At 55.3% G+C, this 24,078-nt stretch carries 23 protein-coding genes and 1 pseudogene; 10 read left to right on the top strand and 14 right to left on the bottom strand.

Annotated features, from left to right (window positions below; genetic code table 11):
* Window positions 1-102 precede the first annotated feature (102 nt).
* Window positions 103-1,113 carry a class II fructose-bisphosphatase gene (gene glpX, locus M8014_RS04975; RefSeq protein WP_271281438.1) on the top strand — a complete coding sequence of 337 codons (1,011 nt, stop codon included), beginning with the start codon at window positions 103-105 and terminating at the stop codon, window positions 1,111-1,113.
* A 96-nt stretch (window positions 1,114-1,209) separates the two neighbouring features.
* Window positions 1,210-1,956 carry a ferredoxin--NADP(+) reductase gene (gene fpr, locus M8014_RS04970; RefSeq protein ID WP_271281437.1) on the top strand — a complete coding sequence of 249 codons (747 nt, stop codon included), beginning with the start codon at window positions 1,210-1,212 and terminating at the stop codon, window positions 1,954-1,956.
* Here fpr and M8014_RS04965 read toward each other — a convergent pair whose 3' ends face one another.
* Window positions 1,957-2,376 carry a DUF805 domain-containing protein gene (locus M8014_RS04965; protein ID WP_271281436.1) on the bottom strand — a complete coding sequence of 140 codons (420 nt, stop codon included), beginning with the start codon at window positions 2,374-2,376 and terminating at the stop codon, window positions 1,957-1,959.
* Between the two features lie 119 nt (window positions 2,377-2,495).
* On the opposite strand from M8014_RS04965, the gene M8014_RS04960 reads away from it, so the two are divergent.
* The gene (locus M8014_RS04960) at window positions 2,496-3,086 is read left to right on the top strand and encodes a DUF1454 family protein (protein WP_418939598.1); all 591 of its coding nucleotides are present in this window, start codon (window positions 2,496-2,498) and stop codon (window positions 3,084-3,086) included.
* A gap of 111 nt (window positions 3,087-3,197) precedes the next feature.
* Window positions 3,198-3,965 (top strand): triose-phosphate isomerase, encoded by a 768-nt coding sequence (tpiA, locus tag M8014_RS04955; RefSeq protein WP_271281434.1) that lies wholly within the window; start codon window positions 3,198-3,200, stop codon window positions 3,963-3,965.
* 54 nt (window positions 3,966-4,019) lie between these two features.
* Here tpiA and M8014_RS04950 read toward each other — a convergent pair whose 3' ends face one another.
* The 6 genes from M8014_RS04950 to cpxP form a co-directional block, all read right to left on the bottom strand.
* Complete coding sequence (locus M8014_RS04950; protein WP_271281433.1) at window positions 4,020-5,324, bottom strand: SLC13 family permease; 1,305 nt, start codon at window positions 5,322-5,324, stop codon at window positions 4,020-4,022.
* Between the two features lie 73 nt (window positions 5,325-5,397).
* Window positions 5,398-6,147 (bottom strand): CDP-diacylglycerol diphosphatase, encoded by a 750-nt coding sequence (locus M8014_RS04945; RefSeq protein WP_271281432.1) that lies wholly within the window; start codon window positions 6,145-6,147, stop codon window positions 5,398-5,400.
* Between the two features lie 106 nt (window positions 6,148-6,253).
* Window positions 6,254-7,243 carry a sulfate ABC transporter substrate-binding protein gene (locus M8014_RS04940; protein WP_271266253.1) on the bottom strand — a complete coding sequence of 330 codons (990 nt, stop codon included), beginning with the start codon at window positions 7,241-7,243 and terminating at the stop codon, window positions 6,254-6,256.
* 211 nt (window positions 7,244-7,454) lie between these two features.
* Window positions 7,455-8,417 carry a 6-phosphofructokinase gene (gene pfkA / locus M8014_RS04935; RefSeq protein ID WP_271281431.1) on the bottom strand — a complete coding sequence of 321 codons (963 nt, stop codon included), beginning with the start codon at window positions 8,415-8,417 and terminating at the stop codon, window positions 7,455-7,457.
* Window positions 8,418-8,591: 174 nt separating this feature from the next.
* A complete protein-coding gene (fieF, locus tag M8014_RS04930; protein WP_271281430.1) occupies window positions 8,592-9,497 on the bottom strand; it encodes a CDF family cation-efflux transporter FieF in 906 nt (301 codons plus the stop codon).
* A 153-nt stretch (window positions 9,498-9,650) separates the two neighbouring features.
* Window positions 9,651-10,151, bottom strand: a complete 501-nt coding sequence (gene cpxP, locus M8014_RS04925) for a cell-envelope stress modulator CpxP (RefSeq protein ID WP_271281429.1) — start codon at window positions 10,149-10,151, stop codon at window positions 9,651-9,653.
* Between the two features lie 150 nt (window positions 10,152-10,301).
* Between cpxP and cpxR the strand changes: the two genes are divergently transcribed.
* Window positions 10,302-11,000: an envelope stress response regulator transcription factor CpxR gene (gene cpxR / locus M8014_RS04920; protein ID WP_271281428.1), complete on the top strand. Its 699-nt coding sequence runs from the start codon at window positions 10,302-10,304 to the stop codon at window positions 10,998-11,000.
* Window positions 10,997-12,370, top strand: coding sequence for an envelope stress sensor histidine kinase CpxA (gene cpxA, locus M8014_RS04915; RefSeq protein ID WP_271281427.1), 1,374 nt, complete (start codon window positions 10,997-10,999; stop codon window positions 12,368-12,370). Before cpxR ends, cpxA begins: the two co-directional genes overlap by 4 nt.
* Window positions 12,371-12,418: 48 nt before the next feature.
* On the opposite strand, the gene M8014_RS04910 is transcribed toward cpxA, so the two are convergent.
* The 5 genes from M8014_RS04910 to sodA all read right to left on the bottom strand — a co-directional run bounded on the left by M8014_RS04910 (window position 12,419) and on the right by sodA (window position 17,023).
* Window positions 12,419-13,669: an MFS transporter gene (locus M8014_RS04910; RefSeq protein WP_271281469.1), complete on the bottom strand. Its 1,251-nt coding sequence runs from the start codon at window positions 13,667-13,669 to the stop codon at window positions 12,419-12,421.
* A gap of 125 nt (window positions 13,670-13,794) precedes the next feature.
* A complete protein-coding gene (locus tag M8014_RS04905) occupies window positions 13,795-14,751 on the bottom strand; it encodes a sugar phosphate isomerase/epimerase family protein (RefSeq protein ID WP_271281426.1) in 957 nt (318 codons plus the stop codon).
* Between the two features lie 8 nt (window positions 14,752-14,759).
* Window positions 14,760-15,464 carry a UTRA domain-containing protein gene (locus tag M8014_RS04900; protein WP_271281425.1) on the bottom strand — a complete coding sequence of 235 codons (705 nt, stop codon included), beginning with the start codon at window positions 15,462-15,464 and terminating at the stop codon, window positions 14,760-14,762.
* Between the two features lie 193 nt (window positions 15,465-15,657).
* Window positions 15,658-16,332, bottom strand: a complete 675-nt coding sequence (gene yiiM, locus M8014_RS04895; protein WP_418939597.1) for a 6-hydroxyaminopurine reductase — start codon at window positions 16,330-16,332, stop codon at window positions 15,658-15,660.
* Between the two features lie 70 nt (window positions 16,333-16,402).
* A complete protein-coding gene (sodA, locus tag M8014_RS04890; protein ID WP_271281423.1) occupies window positions 16,403-17,023 on the bottom strand; it encodes a superoxide dismutase [Mn] in 621 nt (206 codons plus the stop codon).
* Between the two features lie 289 nt (window positions 17,024-17,312).
* Between sodA and M8014_RS04885 the strand changes: the two are divergent.
* Window positions 17,313-18,286 (top strand): annotated as a pseudogene (locus M8014_RS04885) (L-rhamnose/proton symporter RhaT).
* Here M8014_RS04885 and rhaR read toward each other — a convergent pair.
* Window positions 18,287-19,135, bottom strand: a complete 849-nt coding sequence (gene rhaR, locus M8014_RS04880; protein WP_271281422.1) for an HTH-type transcriptional activator RhaR — start codon at window positions 19,133-19,135, stop codon at window positions 18,287-18,289.
* Window positions 19,136-19,208: 73 nt separating this feature from the next.
* The gene (gene rhaS, locus M8014_RS04875) at window positions 19,209-20,045 is read right to left on the bottom strand and encodes an HTH-type transcriptional activator RhaS (RefSeq protein WP_271281421.1); all 837 of its coding nucleotides are present in this window, start codon (window positions 20,043-20,045) and stop codon (window positions 19,209-19,211) included.
* A 303-nt stretch (window positions 20,046-20,348) separates the two neighbouring features.
* On the opposite strand from rhaS, the gene rhaB reads away from it, so the two are divergent.
* From rhaB to rhaD, 3 genes are all read left to right on the top strand, one after another.
* Complete coding sequence (rhaB, locus tag M8014_RS04870; protein WP_271281420.1) at window positions 20,349-21,818, top strand: rhamnulokinase; 1,470 nt, start codon at window positions 20,349-20,351, stop codon at window positions 21,816-21,818.
* On the top strand, window positions 21,815-23,074 hold the full coding sequence (rhaA, locus tag M8014_RS04865) for an L-rhamnose isomerase (RefSeq protein ID WP_271281419.1): 1,260 nt from the start codon (window positions 21,815-21,817) through the stop codon (window positions 23,072-23,074). Before rhaB ends, rhaA begins: the two co-directional genes overlap by 4 nt.
* Window positions 23,075-23,192: 118 nt before the next feature.
* Entirely contained in the window at window positions 23,193-24,023 is an 831-nt protein-coding gene (gene rhaD, locus M8014_RS04860; RefSeq protein WP_271281418.1) for a rhamnulose-1-phosphate aldolase, read from the top strand.
* Window positions 24,024-24,078: the final 55 nt, after the last annotated feature.

The raw sequence follows: 24,078 nt of genomic DNA, 5'->3' as shown, positions 1-24,078 counted from the left end.
GCCCTCTCCCTGTGGGAGAGGGTTAGGGTGAGGGCATCAGGCCGCACCCTTCCCACTCTGTGATAAACTTCGTGCAATCCCTTTTGACTGCACGAGTATCTGATGAGACGTGAACTTGCTATCGAATTTTCCCGCGTAACCGAAGCTGCCGCCCTGGCTGGCTACAAGTGGCTTGGCCGCGGCGATAAGAATATCGCTGACGGGGCTGCCGTTCATGCGATGCGCATTATGCTCAACCAGGTCAACATTGACGGCACCATCGTGATTGGTGAAGGCGAAATCGACGAAGCGCCAATGCTGTTTATTGGTGAAAAAGTCGGTACCGGCAACGGCGATGCGGTGGATATCGCCGTCGATCCGATTGAAGGCACCCGCATGACCGCCATGGGTCAGGCCAACGCGCTCGCAGTGTTGGCGGTGGGCGATAAAGGTTCGTTCCTCAATGCGCCAGATATGTACATGGAAAAGCTGATTGTCGGACCAGGTGCTAAAGGCGCAATCGACCTGAACCTGCCGCTGGCGGATAACCTGCGTAACGTTGCCGCCGCGCTGGATAAACCACTGACTGAGCTGACCGTCACCATTCTGGCGAAACCCCGTCATGATGCCGTGATTGCGCATATGCAGCAGCTGGGCGTGCGCGTGTTTGCGATCCCCGATGGCGACGTAGCGGCCTCGATCCTCACCTGCATGCCGGACAGTGAAGTCGACGTGCTGTACGGGATCGGCGGCGCACCGGAAGGTGTGGTTTCAGCTGCGGCAATCCGCGCTCTGGATGGCGATATGCAGGGCCGCCTGCTGGCGCGTCACGAGGTAAAAGGCGACAGCGAAGAGAACCGTCGTATCGGTGAGCAGGAACTGGCACGCTGCGCCGCCATGGGTATCGAAGCCAATACCGTTCTGCAGCTGGATGACATGGCGCGTAACGATAACGTCATCTTCTCGGCCACCGGTATCACCAAAGGCGATCTGCTGGACGGCATCAGCCGCAAAGGCAATATGGCGACCACCGAAACGCTGCTGATCCGCGGCAAATCGCGCACCATCCGCCGCATCCAGTCGATTCACTATCTGGACCGCAAAGATCCCGACGTGCAGACCCACATTCTGTAATACCGTTTGATCAATTGAGCTTTCCGGCCCGCGCGGGCTGGAAATCTCTCTCCCAGGTAAGGAAGATAGAACAAGAAATCAGCACAGGAGAAGATCATGGCAGACTGGGTAACAGGTAAAGTTAAAAAGGTAGAATTCTGGACCGATGCGCTATTTAGTCTCACCGTCCATGCTCCCATCCATCCCTTCACGGCCGGGCAATTCGCCAAGCTGGGGCTGGAAATCGACGGCGAACGCGTGCAGCGCGCCTACTCCTACGTTAACGCGCCGGATAACCCGGACCTTGAGTTCTATCTGGTCACCGTCCCTGATGGCAAACTGAGCCCACGGCTGGCGGCGCTGAAGCCCGGCGATGAGATACAGATTGTGAGCGAAGCGGCAGGCTTCTTTGTGCTGGATGAAGTCCCGGCCTGCGACACGCTGTGGATGCTGGCAACCGGTACCGCCATCGGCCCTTATCTCTCTATTCTGCAGTACGGACAGGACCTGGATCGCTTTAAAAATATCGTGCTGGTACACGCTGCGCGCTATGCCGCCGATTTGAGCTATCTGCCGCTGATGCTGGAATTACAAAAGCGCTATGAAGGCAAACTGAAAATTCAGACCGTGGTGAGTCGCGAAACGGTGGCAGGTTCCCTGACCGGGCGCGTGCCCGCGCTGATTGAAAAGGGGGAGCTGGAAGCGGCCGTTGGCCTGTCGATGAATGCTGAAACCAGCCATGTGATGCTGTGCGGTAATCCGCAGATGGTGCGCGATACCCAGGAACTGCTGAAAACGACCCGACAGATGACCAAACATTTGCGCCGTCGGCCGGGCCACATGACTGCTGAGCACTACTGGTAATTAACGGTACTTCACGTCGATCGTATCTTTTCCGTATTTATTTGCCCCCTGGGTGCCGACAAAGGCGCCCAGGTCGATAACGATCATCACAAAAATAATGGTGGGAATTAAGCGTCCAACGACCCACGGCAACATCGACGGCAGCATCGACCAGTTCCCCGCCAGCAGCATCCACGCCAGAACAACCAGCAGCGCCCATAGCCCTGAGCGGCCCCGGTCGTGCAGACGTTTAACCAACACCGCCGACGTCGGCCACAGCAGAGAGACCAGCACAAACGCAGCGGTCTGAGTGCTCAACCACGCGCGGCTTGCCAGGGTAAACAGGATCAGCATGGCGGCAATCCAGACGCCTATCCAGACCCAGAAATCACGGCGTCCAATACGCCCTTTGAATGAGAACAGCCACTGCTGTATGGTCATATCAGGTTCCTTAGAATCGTAGCGGAGCGTAGTTTACCCTGGAGTTGCATCCTTTTGACAAGCCAGCCGGATACCGTTTTAATCGTGGGCAGTAACATTCAGGGATTTTATTGATGAAGATGCGGTTTCTCTTTATTTGGCTGAGTTTAACACTGCTGGGTGCGGGCATTTCTGTGCGCGCAGCGCAGACCTCCGCGCCCGCAACCGCACCTTATGTGATGCCGGGTGCGCCGTCATTTGATCAGTCCATTAGCCTCTTTCGGGAGACGTTCAATAGCAACAACCCCCGGCTTCCGCTTAGCGAATTTCGTGCCATTGACGGTGCCCGGGATACCCCGAATCTGACCCGCGCCGCCAGTAAGATTAATGAAAATCTGTATGCGTCTACCGCGCTGGAGCGCGGTACGCTAAAAATTAAGAGCATGCAGATCACCTGGCTGCCGATTCAGGGACCAGAACAAAAAGCCGCAAAAGCCAAAGCGCTGGAGTATATGAGCGCGATTTTACGCGCCTTTACCCCCGCGCTGACCCCATCCCAGAGCCAGAAAAAACTGCAAAAACTGCTGTCGGCAGGCAAAAATAAGCGCTACTACGCCGAAACGGAAGGTGCGGTTCGCTATGTGGTGGCAGACAACGGCGAAAAGGGGCTGACCTTCGCTGTTGAACCGATTAAGCTGGCGTTATCTGAGACGCTCGGTGGGGCGAATTAATGACAAAAAGCAAAGCCTTTCGAGGGAAAATCTCTATACTGATTCACAGACCATGCTGCCCTTCAGGGCGGCCATAATCCTTAATTCGCTCTTGTAGCGTGGAGAAATGAAATGCGACATCCTTTAGTGATGGGTAACTGGAAACTCAACGGCAGCCGCCACATGGTAAATGAACTGGTTGCGAATCTGCGTAAAGAGCTGGCTGGCGTGACCGGCTGCGGCGTTGCGATCGCTCCACCGGACATGTATCTGGATCTGGCTAAACACGCTGCTGACGGTAGCCATATCATTCTGGGCGCGCAGAACGTTGACGTTAACCTGTCTGGCGCATTCACCGGTGAAACCTCCGCTGAAATGCTGAAAGATATCGGCGCGAAATACATCATCATCGGTCACTCTGAACGTCGTACTTACCACAAAGAATCCGACGAGTTCATCGCGAAGAAATTTGCCGTGGTGAAAGAGCAAGGCCTGGTGCCGGTTCTGTGCATCGGTGAAACCGAAGCAGAAAACGAAGCGGGCAAAACTGAAGAAGTTTGCGCACGTCAAATCGACGCGGTACTGACAACGCAGGGCGCGAGCGCGTTCGAAGGCGCAGTTATCGCTTACGAACCCGTCTGGGCAATCGGTACGGGCAAATCTGCAACCCCTGCGCAGGCTCAGGCAGTGCACAAATTTATCCGTGACCACATTGCTAAAGCCGACGCGAAAGTGGCTGAGCAAGTGATCATCCAGTACGGCGGTTCCGTAAATGCAGCGAACGCAGCTGAGCTGTTCACCCAGCCGGATATCGACGGCGCGCTGGTTGGCGGTGCATCCCTGAAAGCTGACGCTTTCGCGGTGATCGTTAAAGCAGCAGAAGCGGCTAAACAGGCGTAATCGCTGTTTGCCGATGAACAAGGCCCGGTCAGCGCCAGCGCTACCGGGCTTTTTTTACAGCTGTCCCAGGATCCTGAACCACAGATAATCCAGCGGCACCAGCACCAGCCAGGTGGCGATCGCCAGCGCCAGGCAGAGCAACATCCCCGCCCGCGCCGGCACTTTGCCTAACCCCATCGCCACCACAATCGGCGACGCCTGATACGGCAGCAGCGGCGTGGAATAGCCCAGTACCTGAATCATAATCACCGACAGCAGCGGAAAGCCGGTCGCGTCCGAGAAGCTCTGCGCCAGCGTGGTGTACAGCGCCGGCACGCCGTTCGCGGTCATAATAAAATTCAGCGCCGTGGTGATACCGGTCAGCGCCAGGAAGCTGGTGAACGGATTGTCGGCATCCAGCGGCATTACCTGCAGCAAGGCCTCGCCCACCGCCCGGCCAATCCCTGTCTGCGTCACGGTGATCGCCAGCCCAAGAATGCCCGCCACGTAGATGCAGGTGCGCATGTTCACCCCCGCCGAAAACTCCTCGCCGGTGATGAACCCCACGCGCGGCAGCAGCACCACCAGCGAAGCCGCAAGCCCGACCCACGCCGGGCCAATCCCGTGCCAGCTCTCCGTCACCCACATCACCAACACCACCGCCAGCAGCCAGGCCAGCCGCTTCTCATCGCGCCCCATCGGCTCCGGTGGCGCAAGATCCTGCGCCGGTTTCGGGGCGCCGGGAAACAGCCAGCAGATCAGGCCGATCAGAATGAGTCCTTTCAGAACGCCCAGCACCGGGGTGTGCAGCAGCAAGTACGGCACATAGTTGAGATGAATGCCGTACGACCCTTCCGCCGCGCCGCTCATCACCAGATTGGGCACGTTGGCAGGCAGAATGGTAGCGGAAAGCTGGAAGGTGCCAAACCCGACGGCCAGCGCCAGGCCAAACCACGCCCGGGAGCCATCGGCAATGCTTGCTCGCCTCGCCATCGCCGCCACAATCGGCATCAGCAGCGCGATACGCCCCATATTAGACGGCATCACAAACGCCAGCGCGTAGCTGAGCAGCACCACGCTCGCCACCATCTGCACCCAGGAATCGGTCAGCCTGGCTGACAGCGCTCGCGCCGCCCTGTCCGCCAGTCCCGTTTTGCGGATCGCCACGCCGAGCACAAATCCGCTGAACACCAGCCAGAAGGCGGACGACGCAAAACCGCCAAAAATGACATCCGGCGGGGCAATTCGGGCGATCATCGCCGCGGTAAAGAACAGCAGCGCGGTAAGGAATTCCGGCAGTAGCGCCGTCGCCCACAGCACGATAGTGACCAGGATAATCAGCGAGGGCAGAAACAGCGGGTGAGTAAACCAGAGCGACATACCTGTCTCCTGTAGATTTTTTCAGCAAGTCTACGAGGAGCGTTTGCCTATGTAAACGCCATTTATGGTGGGGTCAATTCAGGATATCGCATTGATGATCCTGCAATTCCTCAGCGGTTGCGAGGTTAAGCGTCAGCAGATTACGCTCGGTCGCCAGCAGGATAAACGACCCATCCGCCTGCTGCGCCATCCCCATGGCGTAGCGCCCCATATGCTGGCGCGCATCGGGTACCTCCTCGGCCAGCATGATAAACGGGCTGCGCTTAACCAGCTCCGCATCCGTTACCCGGCGCGCCAGATACGTATGCCCTTCCAGACCACCAGGAAACGGCAGCCACTGGGTGCTGATTTGCGCCTGATGCGCATTCAACGCCGCACGCACGTCCGGGCGCAGGCAGGAGATGTGGATATGCAGATGGTTTTGCGTCCGCCCGGTGCGGGAATTAATCGTCAGCGACACCGCGCTGTCAGGAATATCCGCGCCGTGCTTCACACGCATAAAGCTGCGCGCCTGCCACGCCAGCCAGAAGAAATTGGGGGTGTTAGTCTGTGTCAGCAGCGGGCTTTCCGTGCCATTGATACGGTAAGTGGGCATCAACAGATACTGCAGCGGTCCGTTGCGATCTTTTAACACCGCATAACCGGCATCCGGTTTCACCTGGGCGCAAGGGGCAGGATTGCGCTGCTGCAGCTGACCAGGCAAGCACTGGTCGAGGACAATGTCGCGTAACGCATCGGGGTCGCCCGCCTTCATCCGGAAAATCCCCCCCGCCACAATGGCGATCGCCACCAGCGCCAGGAGGATAAAAGCTGCTTTTTTCATGACGCGTTTCCTTTTTCCGAATGAGATGAAAGAGTAACGCATAATGATGACAAACAAAAAAGCCCGGTCGCGCGAGGCGTACCGGGCCTGATGAGGCTATTGATGTTTAGCGTTTGCTGATCTGATCGAAGGTGCCGCCATTCGAGAAGTGTTCTTTCTGCGCTTTGGTCCAGCCGCCGAACTCCTGATCGATAGTGAACAGCTTCAGTTTCGGGAAGGCATTTTCGTACTTCTTCGCCACCGCTTCATCACGTGGACGGTAGTAGTTCTTCGCGGCGATCTCCTGGCCTTCTGGCGTGTAGAGATACTTCAGATAGGCTTCGGCCACGGCCTGTGTGCCTTTCTTATCCACGACTTTGTCGACAACGGAAACGGTCGGTTCAGCGAGAATCGATTCGCTCGGGGTGACAATTTCAAATTTGTCTTTGCCCAGCTCGTTGGTGGCCAGCAGCGCTTCGTTTTCCCACGCAATCAGCACGTCACCGATACCGCGTTCCACAAAGGTGTTGGTTGAACCACGCGCGCCGGAGTCCAGCACTTCAACGTTTTTATACAGCGATTTTACGAAATCCTGCGCTTTAGCCTGATCGCCATTGTTGTGATGCAGGGCGTAGCCCCAGGCTGCCAGATAGTTCCAGCGTGCGCCACCGGAGCTTTTCGGGTTTGGGGTGATCACGGATACGCCAGGCTTCACCAGATCATTCCAGTCGTGGATCTGTTTCGGGTTGCCTTTACGCACCAGGAAAACGATGGTGGAGGTGTACGGTGCGGAGTTGTCCGGCAGGCGTTTAATCCAGTTCTTATCGATGCGTCCGCGTTCCGCGATGGCATCCACGTCGTAAGCCAGCGCCAGGGTCACGACATCGGCTTCGATACCGTTAATGACCGACGTTGCCTGCTTACCGGAACCGCCGTGCGACTGGCGGATCACCACGTTGTCGCCGGTTTCCTGTTTCCAGTGCGCCGCGAACGCTTTGTTGTACTGATCGTACAGTTCACGTGTCGGATCGTAAGACACGTTCAGTAACTGGATATCCTTTGCCAGAACGCCGGTCGATGCCAGCAATAAAGTAAACCCCACACCCCATTTGTTCATCGTCCAACTCGCTTAATGATGTTTTTGATGAGTGCAGCGTGCCAGAAAGCTCACCAATGATTAAAGAATAAAAAAAGATTGGATATAACGTTGGGGAATAAATAGGCACAAAGCGAAAAAAAAACCGGGTGGCATCTACGCCTTCCCGGCTTACAAAAGCACGAATCGTAGGCCGGGTACACGAAGCCGCCACCCGGCGTTACCCATTCAATTAATACAGTTTTTTCGCGCAGTCCAGCCAGTCACCTTTGAACGGACGCTTCATGCTTTCAATTGCGTCAACGATGTCATGGTGAACGAGTTTTTCGTTCTGAATACCGACACAACGACCGCCGAAGCCCTGCTGCAGCAGCTCAATGGAGTACGCCCCCATACGGGAGGCCAGGATACGGTCGTAAGGACCCGGGGAGCCACCACGCTGGATGTGGCCGAGAACGGTGGCGCGGGTTTCGCGCTTGGTTTCGGTTTCGATATAACGCGCCAGCTCTTCGATGTCACAGATGTGCTCGGTGATGGCAACGATGGCGTGTTTTTTACCTTTAGCGATCCCGGCTTTGATCTCGGCGACCAGGTCTTCACGGCTGAATTCTACTTCTGGCACCACCACAAACTCACATCCGCCCGCAATGGCCGCTGCCAGCGTCAGGTCACCACAGTAGCGCCCCATCACTTCAACAATAGAGATACGCTGGTGAGAAGAGGAGGTGTCGCGCAGACGGTCAATCGCTTCAACAACCGTGCCCAGCGCGGTGAAGAAGCCGATGGTGTAATCCGTTCCTTTGATGTCGTTATCGATGGTGCCTGGCAGACCGATGCACGGGAAGCCCATTTCAGTCAGACGTTTTGCACCCATATAGGAGCCGTCACCGCCGATTACCACCAATGCATCCAGACCGCGTTTCTTCATGTTCTCGATAGCCACCTGACGGATGTGCTCTTCGCGGAATTCCGGGAAACGTGCAGAGCCCAGGAAGGTGCCGCCACGGTTAATCATGTCAGACACGCTGTAGCGGTCGAGCTGTACCATACGATCTTCGTACAGGCCAAGGTAACCGTCATAGACACCAAAAACTTCTAGACCTTCCGTCAACGCCGCGCGAACCACGCCACGAATTGCTGCGTTCATGCCGGGCGCATCACCGCCGCTTGTCAACACACCGATTTTCTTAATCATGACTACCTCTGAACTTAGGAATGCAAAAATGAAATCTGTTGCCGGAAGACGTCTATCGACCAACGAATACTGCAAATAGTATATCAATCACTTCCAGCTGAATTGATTCAGGTCAGCCCACATCGCGGTTATTTTTCCACAAAATGCTGGCCCGGCTCACTTTTTTACAACGAATTACGAAAGCTCAAAATGCTTGTTGTCTGACCTGGGTACAACCGAGCAGGGATCCTGGTGGATAATGACATCCGAACCCGGGAAACGCCGCAAAATCGCTTGCTCAACTTGCTCAGCCACCAGATGGGCCTGAACGAGCGGCAGGTTGTCTTCCATTTCTAAATGAATCTGAATAAAGCGGGTCGGCCCTGACTGCCGCGTGCGAAGATCGTGTGCCCCACTGACGCCTGGCCAGGAGATGACGATTTCAAAGATTTCTTGCCGTTCTGCGTCGGGCAAAGCACGGTCAAGAAGCGATTGCACTGCTTCGTAACCCATGCGTAAGGCACTGTATAAGATATAGATCCCAATCCCTAACGCAAATAACGCATCGGCCCGGTGCCAGCCATACCAGGCCAGACCGAGCGCAATAAGAATGGCGCCGTTCATCATAACATCAGACTGATAATGAAGCATATCTGCCCGTACCGCCTGGCTTTGCGTTTTTCGCACCACCCAGCGCTGGAACGTTACCAGAACGATTGTGCTAATAAGTGCGATAAGCGTAACGATCATCCCAACGCCCGGTTCTTTCATCGGTGACGGGGTATACAGGTGCTGAAACCCGGTCAAAAACAGAAACAGCGCCGAGCCGGAAATGAACATACTTTGCGCTAGTGCGGCAAGCGACTCGGCTTTACCGTGACCAAAGGTGTGCTCTTCATCCGCCGGCTGCAGTGAATAGCGCACCACCCACAGGTTAGTGACCGAGGCGGCGATATCGACCAGCGAATCGACCAGTGCCGCCAGAATACTGACCGAACCGGTATACCACCACGCAAAAATTTTGATCACTAACAGGCACGACGCCATGATCGTCGCCGCGATTGCCGCCCGGCTGACCAGCCGCGCATAAGTTTGATTCATAAACACTCCTGACATGCTATGCCGCTAGTATAACGGATGCAGGGGAGTCAATAAGATGAATAAACGGTTAACACATTTGAATGAAGGGCAAAAAAAACCCCCACATCATGTGGGGGAAGACAGGGATGGTGTCTATGGCAAGGAAAAACAGGGTTACTGGTTACTACGGGTATTGCTACTAAAAAGCGTCGATTCAGACTTCTTCTGCATCCGTGCAACCTCACGCAACTGGTCCATACGTTGCTGGTGTTTCTGGTTCAAAACCGCTTGCTGCTCAGGCGTTAGCAGGTGAAACATCTGGTTGCGGACCCTGGCCATTTCGACCTGGCGAGCAACCTGCTCCTGCGCCATCTTTTCTGCCTGAGCGCGTACAGCGCTTTCGTCAAAATTTTCTGCGGTGACAAGGCTATGCATTGTCTCCATTTCGCTAACATTAACAGGGGGCTGGTCATGCCGGGCCCGGTGCATAAGATCGCGCATCTGTTGGCGCTGATGTTCGGTTAAACTTATGCCGTCAAACATATTGACCTGGCCGCTGTGCTGCACAACGCCCTCCGTTGAGGGGCGGTTATCGCCGGTGATAGCTTCAGCAGCCTGGCTAAATGCACTGAACGCCAGTGTTGAGGCCATGACGGCAGCGGTAACTATGCGCATCACATACTCCCAAAATCTTTCGTGTCGCGATTCAACGAGAGACAGTCTACGATTCAGGCTGCAAACATGCGTCAGGGGGTGTAAAACAACGTAAAGTCATGGATTAGAGAGCCTTGATGACGTAATTTCTGCCTCGGAGGTATTTAAAGAATGAATAAAATCCTGTTAGTTGATGATGACCGAGAGCTGACATCCCTGTTGAAGGAGCTGCTCGACATGGAAGGCTTTGATGTATCGGTTGCCCATGATGGGGAGCAGGCGCTAAGCCAGCTCGACGATAGCATCGATTTACTTTTGCTCGATGTCATGATGCCGAAGAAGAACGGTATCGACACGCTTAAAGAGCTACGCCAGACGCACCAGACCCCCGTGATTATGCTGACCGCGCGCGGCAGCGAACTCGATCGCGTACTCGGCCTTGAGCTGGGTGCCGATGATTATTTACCTAAACCGTTTAACGACCGTGAGCTGGTCGCGCGTATTCGTGCCATCCTGCGCCGTTCTCACTGGAGCGAGCAGCAGCAGAATACCGACAACAGCTCGCCAACGCTGGAAGTTGACTCCCTGAGCCTCAATCCAGGTCGCCAGGAAGCCAATTTTGACGGCCAGGCGCTGGAGCTTACCGGCACCGAGTTCACCCTGCTTTATCTGCTGGCACAGCATCTCGGCCAGGTGGTATCGCGCGAGCATTTAAGCCAGGAAGTGCTGGGTAAACGCCTGACGCCGTTCGACCGCGCTATTGATATGCACATCTCTAACCTGCGCCGTAAACTGCCGGAGCGTAAAGACGGTCACCCGTGGTTTAAAACCCTGCGTGGGCGCGGTTATCTGATGGTTTCCGCTTCATGATAGGCAGCTTAACCGCCCGCATCTTCGCCATCTTCTGGCTGACGCTGGCACTGGTTTTAATGCTGGTTTTGATGTTACCCAAACTCGACTCACGCCAGATGACGGAGCTCCTCGACAGCGAGCAACGTCAGGGTGTGATGATCGAGCAGCACGTAGAAGCCGAACTGGCCATCGATCCGCCCAACGATTTGATGTGGTGGCGCAGGCTGTTTCGCGCCATCGATAAGTGGGCGCCGCCCGGACAACGCCTGCTGCTGGTCACCAGCGAAGGGCGCGTGATCGGCGCGGAGCGCAATGAAATGCAGATCATTCGCAACTTCATTGGCCAGGCGGATAACGCCGATCATCCGCAAAAGAAAAAATACGGTCGCGTAGAGATGGTGGGACCTTTTTCCGTCAGTGACGGGGAAGATAACTACCAGCTCTATCTGATTCGCCCGGCAAGCAACTCCCAGTCCGACTTTATCAACCTGCTGTTTGACCGTCCGCTACTGCTGCTGATTGTCACCATGCTGGTCAGCTCACCACTGCTGCTGTGGCTGGCCTGGAGTCTGGCGAAACCGGCGCGTAAGCTGAAAAACGCGGCGGATGAAGTCGCGCAGGGCAACCTGCGGCAGCACCCGGAACTGGAAGCCGGCCCGCAGGAATTTTTAGCGGCAGGTGCCAGTTTTAACCAGATGGTGACGGCGCTTGAGCGGATGATGACCACTCAGCAGCGTCTGCTTTCGGATATCTCACATGAATTGCGTACCCCGCTGACGCGTCTGCAATTGGGCACCGCCCTGCTGCGCCGCCGCAGTGGTGAAAGCAAAGAGCTGGAACGTATCGAAACGGAAGCGCACCGTCTGGACAGCATGATCAACGACCTGCTGGTGATGTCGCGCAATCAGCAGAAGAACGCGCTGGTCAGCGAAACGGTGAAAGCCAATCACCTGTGGCATGAGGTGCTGGACAACGCCGCCTTCGAAGCGGAACAGGTGGGTAAATCGTTCACCGTCAACTTCCCACCAGGGCCCTGGCCGCTGTACGGTAACCCCAACACGCTGGAAAGCGCGCTGGAGAATATCGTGCGCAACGCCCTGCGCTACTCGCATACCAAAATTGAGGTTGCATTTGCGGTGGATAAAGACGGCATCACCATCAACGTGGATGATGACGGTCCTGGCGTGAGCCCGGAAGATCGCGAGCAGATTTTCCGTCCGTTCTATCGTACCGACGAGGCCCGCGACCGTGAATCTGGCGGCACCGGGTTGGGTCTGGCGATTGTCGAGACCGCCATTCAGCAGCATCGCGGCTGGGTGAAAGCGGACGACAGCCCACTGGGTGGGTTACGTTTAACGATCTGGTTGCCATTGTACAAACGTTCGTAAAGCGTTATCCCCGGCAATACTTCGCGTATTGCCGGGGAGGCGCAGACCTTAAGCCGTCGCAGCAACTGCAGTCAGTTTTTGCTTTTTAATCCGCTTCGCCAGCACCGTCGAGCAGACAAACCCCATCAGGCTGAACGCAATCATCACGCTAAAGACGTAGTTGTAGCCGGTGATCCCGGTATGGGTATCCAGCAACCAGCCGTACAACGTATACGCAAACATGGCTGGCATGTAACCGATAATGCAGCCGAAGGCCATCGCCGAACCCGCATACTCACGTGGCGTGCCAATCTCATCCATCGGTGCAAAGAAGATGGCGCGCTGAGAGAAAATAATCGCCCCGAAACCTAACGTCGCCACCATACCGATATAGACATTCATCGACTGGTGAGGCAGCTGCATAAAGATAATCATCGCGATCGCGGCGATCAGGAAGGTCCACTTCAGATAAACAGTCGGCGATTTAGCCACTTTATCCGCCAGGTAACCGCCAATCGGCCCCCCCACCATTTTTAACGCATACTGGTTGATGATGCCGTACGCCCCCACCAGTGCCACCGGCAGCATGTAGATATCTTTCAGGAACGGAATGAAGTAGGTGAGCCCGCAGTAAGCGGCGTACACGAAGAAGATGCCGAAAGCCGCCAGCCAGACGTTAGCGGAGGATAAAATATGCTTAATGCCTTTTAACACTTCCATGTTGGCACTGCTTTTTTCGCCGCCTTTGACCTGGTCATCATCGACAATAAACCAGGTGATGACACCGGCGATAAGGGTGATTACGGTGTAATACATCAGGCCAGCCTGCATGCCGGCTTTACCTTCGCCAAAGTGGACAAAGACAAACAGCGCCCCGGAAGCAACGATAACATCCACCACGCCGCGCCCGGCTTCCAGGAAGCCAAACATACGTCCCTGCTCTTCCTGTGTGCCTAATAGCCGCACCGCTTTCAGCAAGACCGGCCAGTAAACCACGTCGGCGAAGAAGGCCATCGCCGCAAAGCAGATTAAATATCCGGTAAACGAGGGCAGTGTGGATAAATAGAGGCCGCAAAGCCCCACGCCGATTAAACCAAAAGGCAGCAGGATTTTTTTGGAATAGCGATCGGCAATATAAAGGGAGAGAAAAAGCCCGGTAGTTTGTACAATGGTATAGACCGTGAAACTTAAACCAATTTGCGTATTGGTTAATCCCCAGTCGCTCTGCATTGGCACATAAAAAACATCTTTCATGCTGGAAAGTTTAAATATGGTGCCGCCGCCTAAAATCAAAAAGCAGAGCCGTGCCCATTTATTCATGAACATAATAAACACCCTCACTGTCGGTTGAGAAATAATTCCCAATCAAAAAATGAATATAAGAATTCAAAGCCAGTCCAGATATGGAATAGCCTTCCTGATCTATCGTTATTTAATATAAAAACTTATCTACTATTTATAAATTTATCACACAGATTACGAATATAATGAATTTGTGAAATGGCATGATTTTTTTCCTCGGCAAGACGGGCATCCACCAGCGTGCTCTCCGGCAGTGGGGTATAACTTGCATTTCGCCACGGGATCCATGGATTATTCTCCTCATCCTCGAAACGGAAGGCAGGTGCATAATACTCCACCTCTTCTTCAAGGCCAAAAGAGGTGACCTGGGGCGTATCTTCGCCTAACATTAATAGCGATTTCAGCATCTCTTCAATAGGTAAATCACCGTATCCGGTACGACAGGCCTGGTGCCCCCAGCCTTTTCCCTCTTTAATAATGAGCGCATCCTTAATATGGACCTGAGTGATCAGCGGCGCCATAACTTCTAATGCCGCAAGCGGCTGCTCGTTGGCGTTAATCATATTGCCAAAATCGAACAGTATAGAGAGATTCTTCATGCCGCTATTTTTCACTAAAGTGACTAGCTCATGCCCCTGTAAATCTTCGTGTTGCTCAAGGGTAAAGGTCAGCCCGCAATCGTCGAATCGGGATAAGTAAGCGATATCGCTGGCGATTTTATCCAATACATCGTTCAGATAACCCTCATAGCGTGGATAGAAGCGCACCGAGGTGGCGCCGGTCGCACGGGCGATGCGGATCGCATCATCCAGCGTCGCTTTATCCGAGGCGCTGGTTTCAATATGGATATCCAGATTGTAGGCTTGCGCTTTTTCCTTAAACTGCTGTAACTGCGGGTTACTCAGTTTTTGCAGCGATTTCGTTTCACCGTCTTCGACGTGAATTTTTACCCCGTTTAATTTCTGCTGATGCGCAATATCCAGTAAATCAGCCGGGAGAACGCGCTCGTAGCGCATATTTAAATGAAAGGCGTACGCGTGCAAATAGAGAGGAATATTCCTGGCACGCTCAGCAAGACGTTTTTTATCACTGTTTTCCATGTTCTTTCTCATTCTTCACGAATAACAAGTTCCACTGATTCAAGTCGCCAGTATTCAAAATCAACCTGAACCACTTTTTTGTTGCGGGTCGCACGGTGTTTTTCCACCAGAATACCGTAGGTATTTGGGGCGACCCCCAATTCTTTACATGCCATTTCCGGCATATTGACCGGTTTGAAGATCATCTCTTTAATTGTTAAGGCATGGTCAAATTCGTCTTCCCAGACTTTGGCAAATGACTGGTTATCCAGCTTATTAATAAACTCCGGTGCGGCTTGCGCATCAATATATGACTCGTGATAAAAAACTTTGTGCTCATCAAGCCCACACCATCCCGTTACCCGATAGCGATTCCCCGCCGCAGGAAATACGTTCTCAACGTGATGCGGTACGCTCTCAACGCTCTCTCTGGACAAATAGCCCCATGAGGGATTGCGCCCCTGAGCACGGGCTTCCGCATTAAAACTGGAGAGCGACTTTGGGTTATAAATAAATCGCTTCGCAGAAATAAACCAGCCGCTGCGGTTCTTGCGAAATATCCGTGCATCGACCTCCAGCTCAATCAGCACCTGCCGTAGGGTCATGCGTTTGGCATCCAGCAATTCGCAAAGCTCACGCTCGGACGGTAATTTTGAGCCTGCCGGTAAGTTTTGTTCGCTCAGCCAGCTTTCGAATCGCTCTCTGAGGACATCCACGTAGTTTTTCTCTTTCATTTCGCCCAATCTGGTTTAAACCAATTTGATCATAAGATATTTGAGCCGGAAGAATTCTCAAGTTTTTTTACGTAACCAACACTTTTTTTGTGGGCCAGGTATCAAGAATGATGCAGGAGAGGGGGATCTGGACGAGGTGTATGGCGGAGGCAGGTAGCCCCCGTCAGAGAAAGAATCATGGAGGAGGAAAAATTTATTTACCCCACAATCTGCGAGAATTATCTTCGATCTGGCCGCTAATGCGGCGCTTTTGCATCGTTCGTGTCCAGCTGGTGGACAACCCCGCCGCCGATAGCAGACGCCGGTACTGATCGTCATCAAACGGCATATGCCACGCAATGGCACAGGCATCATAAACCGACACGTCGCTCAGACGGGAAGCCAGTTCCAGTGGGGCATCGGCGGAGACATTACCCGCCAGCACCACACGATACAGCCAGCCGGTTTTGCCTGCGTTTTGCAGCTGGGCCGACATATCACTGATGCCAAAATGATAGTTGAGCTTAAAGCAGGGTGAACGCGGCTGGGTGACCTGGATTAGCGTTTCTCCCCAGCGGAAGATATCGCCGATAAAGACGTTTTGCTCCGTCATCCCATCGGTAGAGAGGTTCTCTCCAAAAGCGGGGGCGACAAACAGATCGGCCTGAGCGGGATACTCGCGCGCCCAGTGCTGATAGTGTTCTCGCGGATAGTGGCACAGCGCGCGCTCTGGCCCGCCGTGGATTTTCTTCTCGGCCTGCTCATCGCCTGCCAGCCCCAGGTCGGTCAACGTCAGTTCACCGTCAACCTGGCGTTTGGCAATGGCGCTCGGACGGCTGCCGTCGTAATCCCTGACCTTGCCTGTATAAACATTCACCGGATAGTGCATCGCTGCTCCTTTCTGCAGAGACAAAAAAAGCGAGTCATCAGACTCGCTTCTCACAGGCGGCAATGCAACCTTATTTTTTAGCGGCGAAACGCGCTGCTGCTTCGTCCCAGTTCACGACGTCCCAGAATGCTTTGATGTAGTCTGGACGACGGTTCTGGAATTTCAGGTAGTAAGCGTGTTCCCACACGTCCAGGCCCACGATTGGGAAACCGGATGCGCCAGAAACTGCTTCACCCATCAGCGGGGAGTCCTGGTTCGCGGTAGAAACCACAGCCAGTTTGTCGCCTTTCAGCACCAGCCACGCCCAGCCAGAACCGAAGCGGGTTGCAGCGGCTTTTTCAAACTCAGCTTTGAAGTTATCAACGGAACCGAAGTCGCGCTCGATAGCGGATTTCAGGTCACCCTGTAGGGTGGTGCCGGTTTTCAGGCCTTTCCAGAAGAAGCTGTGGTTCGCATGACCGCCTGCGTTGTTGCGCAGTACAGTTTTCTTGTCAGCTGGCAGTTGATCCAGTTTAGCGATCAGCTCTTCTGCAGACAGGTCAGCGAATTCCGGCAGGCTTTCCAGTGCAGCGTTAGCGTTGTTGACATAAGCCTGGTGGTGCTTGGTGTGATGGATTTCCATCGTCTGCTTGTCGAAATGCGGCTCCAGTGCGTCATAAGCGTACGGCAGGGATGGCAGGGTATAACTCATAATCATCTCCATTATTGTCGGGCGGCAAAGGTGTTAATGCCGCGTAAGCAGTTGGTTCATTATAGTTAATTAAATGATATTGAAAATGTTTATCAATGCCGTAGTTCTAATAAGGTTATAACGTCTGGTTATGAAAGCGAAATTGTGAGTCTGCTCACGCGGTTAACGTGTTCATTGTCATCAGAAAGCAAAACGCGGCAATCCTCTGAAGGTTCTCTTACCGCTTAATTTTTACACTCATCAAGTCGACAGGAAGACAACGACATATAAAAACGATGAGGATGTAAAAATAAATCATGCAATTACGATGGGTATTTTCTGGCATTTGATAGGTGCAGCCAGTGCAGCCTGTTTCTATGCCCCGTTTAAAAAGGTGAAACATTGGTCATGGGAAACCATGTGGTCCGTTGGCGGTACGGTGTCATGGCTGATTTTGCCCTGGACCATCAGCGCCATACTGCTGCCCGATTTCTGGGGCTATTTCTCCTCCTTTAACGCCTCAACCCTGCTGCCGGTCTTTCTGTTCGGCGCGATGTGGGGCATCGGTAATATCAACTACGGTCTGACCATGCGTTATCTCGGCATGTCGATGGGCATCGGCATCGCGATCGGCATTACGCTGATTGTCGGCACCCTGATGACGCCGATCCTTAATGGTAACTTCGACGTGCTCATCAGTACCGAAGGTGGCCGTATGACGCTGTTAGGCGTACTGGTGGCGGTGATCGGCGTGGGTATCGTTACGCGCGCGGGTCAGTTGAAAGAGCGCAAGATGGGCATCAAAGCCGCGGACTTCAATCTGAAGAAAGGTCTGGTGCTGGCGGTAATGTGCGGCATCTTCTCGGCCGGTATGTCATTTGCGATGAACGCCGCCAAACCGATGCATGAAGCCGCGGCCGCGCGTTGGTTAATCTCGGTTTCTGCTTTATTCGTCTGGCAAAAGTGAAAGATCTGTCGGTAAAAGCGGATTTCTCGCTGGCTAAATCACTGATCATCACCAACGTGCTGCTGTCGGCGCTCGGCGGCCTGATGTGGTATCTGCAGTTCTTCTTTTATGCCTGGGGCCACGCCAGCATTCCAGCCCAGTTCGACTACATGAGCTGGATGCTTCACATGAGCTTCTACGTGCTGTGTAGCGGGCTGGTGGGTCTGGTGCTTAGAGAGTGGAATAACGCCGGGCGCCGTCCGGTGGGCGTGCTGAGTCTGGGCTGTGTGGTGATCATTATTGCGGCCAACATTGTCGGCCTCGGCATGGCGAACTGATTACGCCGCTTTTCGACTGCGATGACGCCACTGAACCGGCGTCATCCCTATCTCCCGGTTAAATACCACCGAAAAATAGTTACTGTCCTCAAACCCGCACTGCATCGCCACTTCGCTGACCATCATCTCGGTGTGCTGGAGCAGATACTGCGCGTGGCAGATCCGCAGTTGGCGCAGGTAATGGTTGACCGTCATCCCGGTCTGGGTGCGGAACTGCTGGCGCAGGGCGCGCTCGCTGCACTGCTCCTGTTCACAGAACTTTTCCAGCACAAAGCTGCGGTTGAGGCTGCCCGCCAGCGCGGTAATCAACTTATCCAGCAGCGCTTCCTGCCCGCTGGCGGCGGGGCCGTCGGTGGCAAAGCGGTAGCGGTTCAGGGTTAACACCAACTGGGCAAACAGCAGCTCAGACAGTTCGAACGCATGGGGATCGTCCTTCTGGCTCTCCTGCTCCAGTTGGGCGATCACCGGACGCACCAGCGCCATGCCGTTGCTGCCCAGTCGCCAGTGCGGGTTGGCGCGGGCATCGAGAAAGCCCGGAATATTCGCCCCCCAGTCAACGTTGAGCCGCAGCCGGTCAGGGCAGTAAATGACGTTTTGCAGCACCAGATCGTTAACCGAGGCGTAGGCGTGCTTATCTTCGGCGCGGATGTAAAACAGATCCCCGCGAGTGATGCGGTAAGGGCGATCGTTGAGGACGTGCAGGCCATTGCCGCGCCACACCAGCACCAGCTCACAAAAGTCATGGGTATGTTCGGCAAAGACATTTTGCGGATAGCGATCCGCTACCGCCACGGCCTGGGCGGTAGAGGCAAAAAAATCGGCTCTGCGAAGAATTAACTGTCCTGCCACATCCTGACCCCAACGGTGAACAACCTGACATTATTACCCGGTTTGCGGTCAAAAAACGGTGATTGCCTTCGCGTTACTGAAGTGACGCATCCCGGCCCTGACGAATGTCTCGCGGGGACCATTCGAACTCGCGGCGAAACAGGGTGGAAAAGTGGTTACTGTCGCCGAAACCACAGTGATATGCGATATCCGTCACGCTGTCATCGGTATGGCGCAGCAGATGGCGGGCCTTGATCAGCCGCAGGCGGTTCAGATAGCGCTGGGGCGTGAGCCCGGTGTGCTGCTTCAACTGGCGATGCAGGGTGCGTAGCGAGAGCGAAAAGTTCTCTGCCAGCGTCTCCCAGCACACCTCTTCGGCGAAGTGATCTTCCAGCCAGGCCATCAGCTGATTGAGCCGGGCATCGTTATTCTCCAGTCCTTCCACCAGGCTGCTGCGGCGCAGCAGGACCAGCAACTGCATAAACAGCAGTTCGCGGCTGGCGAGCGCATGGGTTTCAGTATTGTCGTCAGACTGCTCCATCTGGCTGACCAGTTGGCGTACCTGCTGCAGCGTGGAGGGGTTCACCCGCCAGTGCGACGGATAGTGACCGTCCTTTTCCTGCGGCAGCAGCTGGTTGATACCCGACAAAAACTGGAATGCATCCGGGGAACGGTACAGCACGTTGGTCAGGCACAGGTTGTCGGTATGTTCATACAGGTGCCGGTCATGGTCACGGACAAAACAGACCGTACCGCCGCTGATAGTAAAGGGCTGGCCGTTAAATACGTGGATCCCGGTCCCGTGCTCAACAATCACAATTTCATGGAAATCATGGTGATGCTCAGGAAATGCCGCCTGAGGTAGTCGCGGTTCAATCGCCACAGGCGAGCCTCCGGAAGGGAAAAAATCCACGCTGTGCAGTACGGTCATAACGGCCACCACCCATGAGAAATGTTCTCAAAATAGTAATTAAGGGCAGCGGTTCTTACCTTAAATTTCTGACAGCATTTGGCGCAAACCCTGTCGATTTTTTAAGAAACAGCGACAAAGATCCGGAAATGCGGCCACCGTCACACCCCCCAAAATCCGCCCTAATAATAGAAATTGTGAACTCCCTCACGTTCATCTTTGCTTTCTTGCCAGCCGCACAAATTCCCTGTCAGTGGCAAGAAGGTGCTTTTTTGTTCCCCTTCTTACACTTTCGAGCAATGACTCCAAGAAGGACCTCCGACCATGACTTTCCGCCATTGTGTGGCTGTCGATTTAGGCGCATCCAGCGGCCGCGTAATGCTGGCGAGCTATCACCGCGAACAGCGCACGCTGTCGCTGCGTGAGATTCACCGCTTTGTTAACTGCCTGCAAAAGCAGGACGGCTTTGACTGCTGGGATATCGATAGCTTGGAAGCGCACATCCGTACCGGGCTGAATAAGGTGTGCGAAGAAGGGATTCGCATCGACAGCATCGGGATTGACACCTGGGGCGTGGATTACGTGCTGCTGGACCGCCAGGGCAAACGCGTTGGCCTGCCGGTCTCCTATCGCGACAGCCGTACCGACGGGATGATGGCGCACGCATTAGCCCAGATCGGTAAAGCGGAGATCTACGGGCGCAGCGGCATTCAGTTTCTGCCGTTTAACACCCTGTATCAGCTGCGGTCGCTGGTCGAACAGCAGCCGGAGCTGGTGGCAAACGTCGCACATGCCCTGCTGATCCCGGACTACTTCAGCTATCGGCTGACCGGCAAGATGAACTGGGAGTACACCAACGCCACCACCACTCAGTTGGTGAACATTAACTCCGATAACTGGGACGAGAACCTGCTCAACTGGACCGGCGCACCGCAGAGTTGGTTCGGCACGCCCACCCATCCGGGCAATGTGATCGGTCACTGGATTTGCCCGCAGGGTCATCCCATCCGGGTGGTGGCCGTGGCCAGCCACGATACCGCCAGCGCGGTGATCGCCGCGCCGCTGGCCAGCAAAGACGCAGCGTATCTCTCCTCCGGAACCTGGTCGCTGATGGGCTTTGAGAGCAAAACCCCGTACACCAGCGAAGATGCGCTGGCGGCCAATATCACCAACGAAGGCGGAGCAGAAGGCCGCTATCGGGTGCTGAAAAACATCATGGGCCTGTGGCTGCTGCAGCGGGTGCTGAAAGAGCAGAACGTGAGCGACCTGGCCGCCCTGATCGGTGAAACGGAAACCCTTCCGGCATGCCGTTTCCTGATCAATCCGAACGACGACCGCTTTATCAATCCAGACAACATGAGCGCTGAAATCCAGGCCGCCTGTCGCGACAGCGCGCAGCCGGTGCCGGCCAGCGCCGCCGAACTGGCGCGCTGCATCTTCGACAGCCTCGCCCTGCTGTACGCCGAGGTACTGAACGAGCTGGCGACCCTGCGCGGCAAGCCGTTCAGCCAGCTGCACATTGTCGGCGGTGGCTGCCAGAACCAGCTGCTTAACCAGCTGTGCGCCGACGCCTGCGGTATCACCGTGGTCGCCGGACCCATTGAGGCCTCGACGCTCGGCAATATAGGCATCCAGCTGATGACCCTGGACGAACTGACCAACGTTGACCAATTCCGCCAGGTGGTGACCGGCAATTACGGCCTGACCACCTTTACCCCCAATCCCGATCATGTAATTGCCCGCTATCGCGCGCAATTACAGCAACAACGACCGACTAAGGAGCTTTGCGCATGACCACTCAACTTGAACAAGCCTGGGAACTGGCTAAACAGCGTTTCGCCGCCGTGGGCGTGGATGTCGAGGAGGCTTTGCGTCAGCTTGACCGTCTGCCCGTCTCTATGCACTGCTGGCAGGGCGATGACGTCGCCGGTTTTGAGAACCCAGGCGGCGCGCTGACCGGCGGTATTCAGGCCACCGGCAACTATCCGGGCAAGGCGCGTAACGCCACGGAGCTGCGGGCGGATCTCGAGCTGGCCCTGAGCCTGATCCCAGGCCCTAAACGCCTGAACCTGCACGCCATTTATCTGGAATCCGACCAGCCGGTCGATCGCAATGCGATTAAGCCGGAACACTTTAAGAACTGGGTCGAGTGGGCCAGAAGCAACAAGCTTGGGCTGGATTTTAACCCGTCCTGCTTCTCGCACCCTTTGAGCGCGGACGGGTTTACCCTCTCCCACGCCGATGACGATATTCGCCAGTTCTGGATTGACCACGTGAAGGCCAGCCGTCGCGTGTCGGCTTATTTCGGCGAGCAACTCGGTACGCCGTCGGTAATGAACATCTGGATCCCGGACGGGATGAAAGACATCACCGTCGATCGCCTCGCCCCGCGCCAGCGTCTGCTGGCGGCGCTGGACGAAGCGATGAGCGAGAAGCTGGATCCGGCGCACCATCTCGATGCGGTTGAGAGCAAGCTGTTCGGCATCGGTGCCGAAAGCTACACCGTGGGCTCCGGCGAGTTCTACATGGGTTACGCCACCAGCCGTCAGACCGCGCTGTGTCTGGATGCAGGACATTTCCACCCGACGGAAGTGATCTCCGACAAAATCTCTGCCGCAATGCTGTACGTCCCGCACCTGCTGCTGCACGTCAGCCGCCCGGTGCGCTGGGACAGCGACCACGTGGTGCTGCTTGATGATGAAACCCAGGCCATCGCCAGCGAAATTATCCGCCATGACCTGTTTGACCGGGTGCATATCGGTCTCGACTTCTTCGACGCCTCCATCAACCGCATCGCGGCGTGGGTTATTGGCACCCGCAATATGAAAAAAGCCCTGCTGCGCGCCCTGCTGGAACCGACTGAGGAGTTACGTACCCTGGAAGCCTCGGGGGATTACACCACCCGCCTGGCGCTGCTGGAAGAGCAAAAATCGCTGCCGTGGCAGGCCGTATGGGAGATGTACTGCCAGCGCAACGATACCCCGGCGGGCAGCCAGTGGCTGGACAACGTGCGCGCGTATGAACACGACGTATTGAGCAAACGCGGGTAAGACAACCCTCACCTCTGCCCTCTCCCCCAGGGAGAGGGAGCAAACCATCCCCTCGCCCCAAAGGGGCGAAGGTTAGGGTGAGGAGAAACCTCACCGCGATCACAGGAAACGAAAGACTATGCAGACCATCACCAACGCCTGGTTCGTCCAGGGCATGATTAAAGCCACCACCGACGCCTGGCTGAAAGGCTGGGACGAGCGCAACGGCGGTAACCTGACCCTGCGCCTTGACGATACGGATATCGCCCCGTTCGAAGCTGACTTCCACGCCAAGCCGCGCTATATCGCTCTGAGCCAGCCGATGCCGCTGCTCGCCAACACGCCATTTATCGTCACCGGCTCCGGTAAGTTCTTCCGCAACGTCCAGCTCGATCCTGCGGCCAATTTAGGCATCGTAAAAGTGGACAGCGACGGCGCGGGCTACCACATTCTTTGGGGGCTGACCAACGAAGCGGTACCCACCTCTGAACTGCCAGCCCACTTTCTCTCCCACTGTGAGCGTATCAAAGCCAGCGGTGGGAAAGACCGCGTGATTATGCACTGCCACGCCACTAACCTGATCGCCCTGACCTTCGTGCTGGAGAACAATACTGACGTGATCACCCGTCAGCTGTGGGAAGGCAGCACCGAGTGTCTGGTGGTGTTCCCGGATGGCGTGGGCATTCTGCCGTGGATGGTGCCGGGTACCGACGAGATCGGCGAAGCCACCGCAGTTGAGATGCAAAAACATTCCCTGGTGCTGTGGCCGTTCCACGGCGTGTTCGGCAGCGGCCCAACGCTTGATGAAACCTTTGGCCTGATCGACACCGCCGAGAAGTCTGCCGAAGTGCTGGTGAAAGTCTATTCCATGGGTGGCATGAAGCAGACCATCACCCGGGAAGAACTGATTGCGCTGGGCAAACGCTTTGGCGTTAACCCTATGCAGTCGGCGTTAGATCTGTACAAATAAGAACATCGCGCCCCGCTCATTGAGACGGGGCGAAACTACACCTGCAATCCCTACA

The sequence above is a fragment of the Silvania hatchlandensis genome (assembly GCF_025564065.1).
Taxonomy (GTDB): domain Bacteria; phylum Pseudomonadota; class Gammaproteobacteria; order Enterobacterales; family Enterobacteriaceae; genus Enterobacter; species Enterobacter hatchlandensis.
Note: the sequence above shows the minus strand (reverse complement) of the source record. Positions and strands in the feature narration are given on the sequence as shown.

Coding starts and splice junctions, on each gene's coding strand:
- fpr (WP_271281437.1), top strand. CDS start 1,210: ATGGCAGACTGGGTAACAGGTAAAGTTAAAAAGGTAGAATTCTGGACC.
- fieF (WP_271281430.1), bottom strand. CDS start 9,497: ATGAATCAAACTTATGCGCGGCTGGTCAGCCGGGCGGCAATCGCGGCG.
- sodA (WP_271281423.1), bottom strand. CDS start 17,023: ATGAGTTATACCCTGCCATCCCTGCCGTACGCTTATGACGCACTGGAG.
- rhaS (WP_271281421.1), bottom strand. CDS start 20,045: ATGACCGTACTGCACAGCGTGGATTTTTTCCCTTCCGGAGGCTCGCCT.
- cpxA (WP_271281427.1), top strand. CDS start 10,997: ATGATAGGCAGCTTAACCGCCCGCATCTTCGCCATCTTCTGGCTGACG.
- cpxP (WP_271281429.1), bottom strand. CDS start 10,151: ATGCGCATAGTTACCGCTGCCGTCATGGCCTCAACACTGGCGTTCAGT.
- M8014_RS04950 (WP_271281433.1), bottom strand. CDS start 5,324: ATGTCGCTCTGGTTTACTCACCCGCTGTTTCTGCCCTCGCTGATTATC.
- rhaD (WP_271281418.1), top strand. CDS start 23,193: ATGCAGACCATCACCAACGCCTGGTTCGTCCAGGGCATGATTAAAGCC.
- tpiA (WP_271281434.1), top strand. CDS start 3,198: ATGCGACATCCTTTAGTGATGGGTAACTGGAAACTCAACGGCAGCCGC.
- rhaB (WP_271281420.1), top strand. CDS start 20,349: ATGACTTTCCGCCATTGTGTGGCTGTCGATTTAGGCGCATCCAGCGGC.
- M8014_RS04905 (WP_271281426.1), bottom strand. CDS start 14,751: ATGGAAAACAGTGATAAAAAACGTCTTGCTGAGCGTGCCAGGAATATT.
- M8014_RS04960 (WP_418939598.1), top strand. CDS start 2,496: ATGCGGTTTCTCTTTATTTGGCTGAGTTTAACACTGCTGGGTGCGGGC.
- M8014_RS04910 (WP_271281469.1), bottom strand. CDS start 13,669: ATGAATAAATGGGCACGGCTCTGCTTTTTGATTTTAGGCGGCGGCACC.
- yiiM (WP_418939597.1), bottom strand. CDS start 16,332: ATGCACTATCCGGTGAATGTTTATACAGGCAAGGTCAGGGATTACGAC.
- cpxR (WP_271281428.1), top strand. CDS start 10,302: ATGAATAAAATCCTGTTAGTTGATGATGACCGAGAGCTGACATCCCTG.
- M8014_RS04940 (WP_271266253.1), bottom strand. CDS start 7,243: ATGAACAAATGGGGTGTGGGGTTTACTTTATTGCTGGCATCGACCGGC.
- M8014_RS04945 (WP_271281432.1), bottom strand. CDS start 6,147: ATGAAAAAAGCAGCTTTTATCCTCCTGGCGCTGGTGGCGATCGCCATT.
- M8014_RS04900 (WP_271281425.1), bottom strand. CDS start 15,464: ATGAAAGAGAAAAACTACGTGGATGTCCTCAGAGAGCGATTCGAAAGC.
- M8014_RS04965 (WP_271281436.1), bottom strand. CDS start 2,376: ATGACCATACAGCAGTGGCTGTTCTCATTCAAAGGGCGTATTGGACGC.
- rhaA (WP_271281419.1), top strand. CDS start 21,815: ATGACCACTCAACTTGAACAAGCCTGGGAACTGGCTAAACAGCGTTTC.
- glpX (WP_271281438.1), top strand. CDS start 103: ATGAGACGTGAACTTGCTATCGAATTTTCCCGCGTAACCGAAGCTGCC.
- pfkA (WP_271281431.1), bottom strand. CDS start 8,417: ATGATTAAGAAAATCGGTGTGTTGACAAGCGGCGGTGATGCGCCCGGC.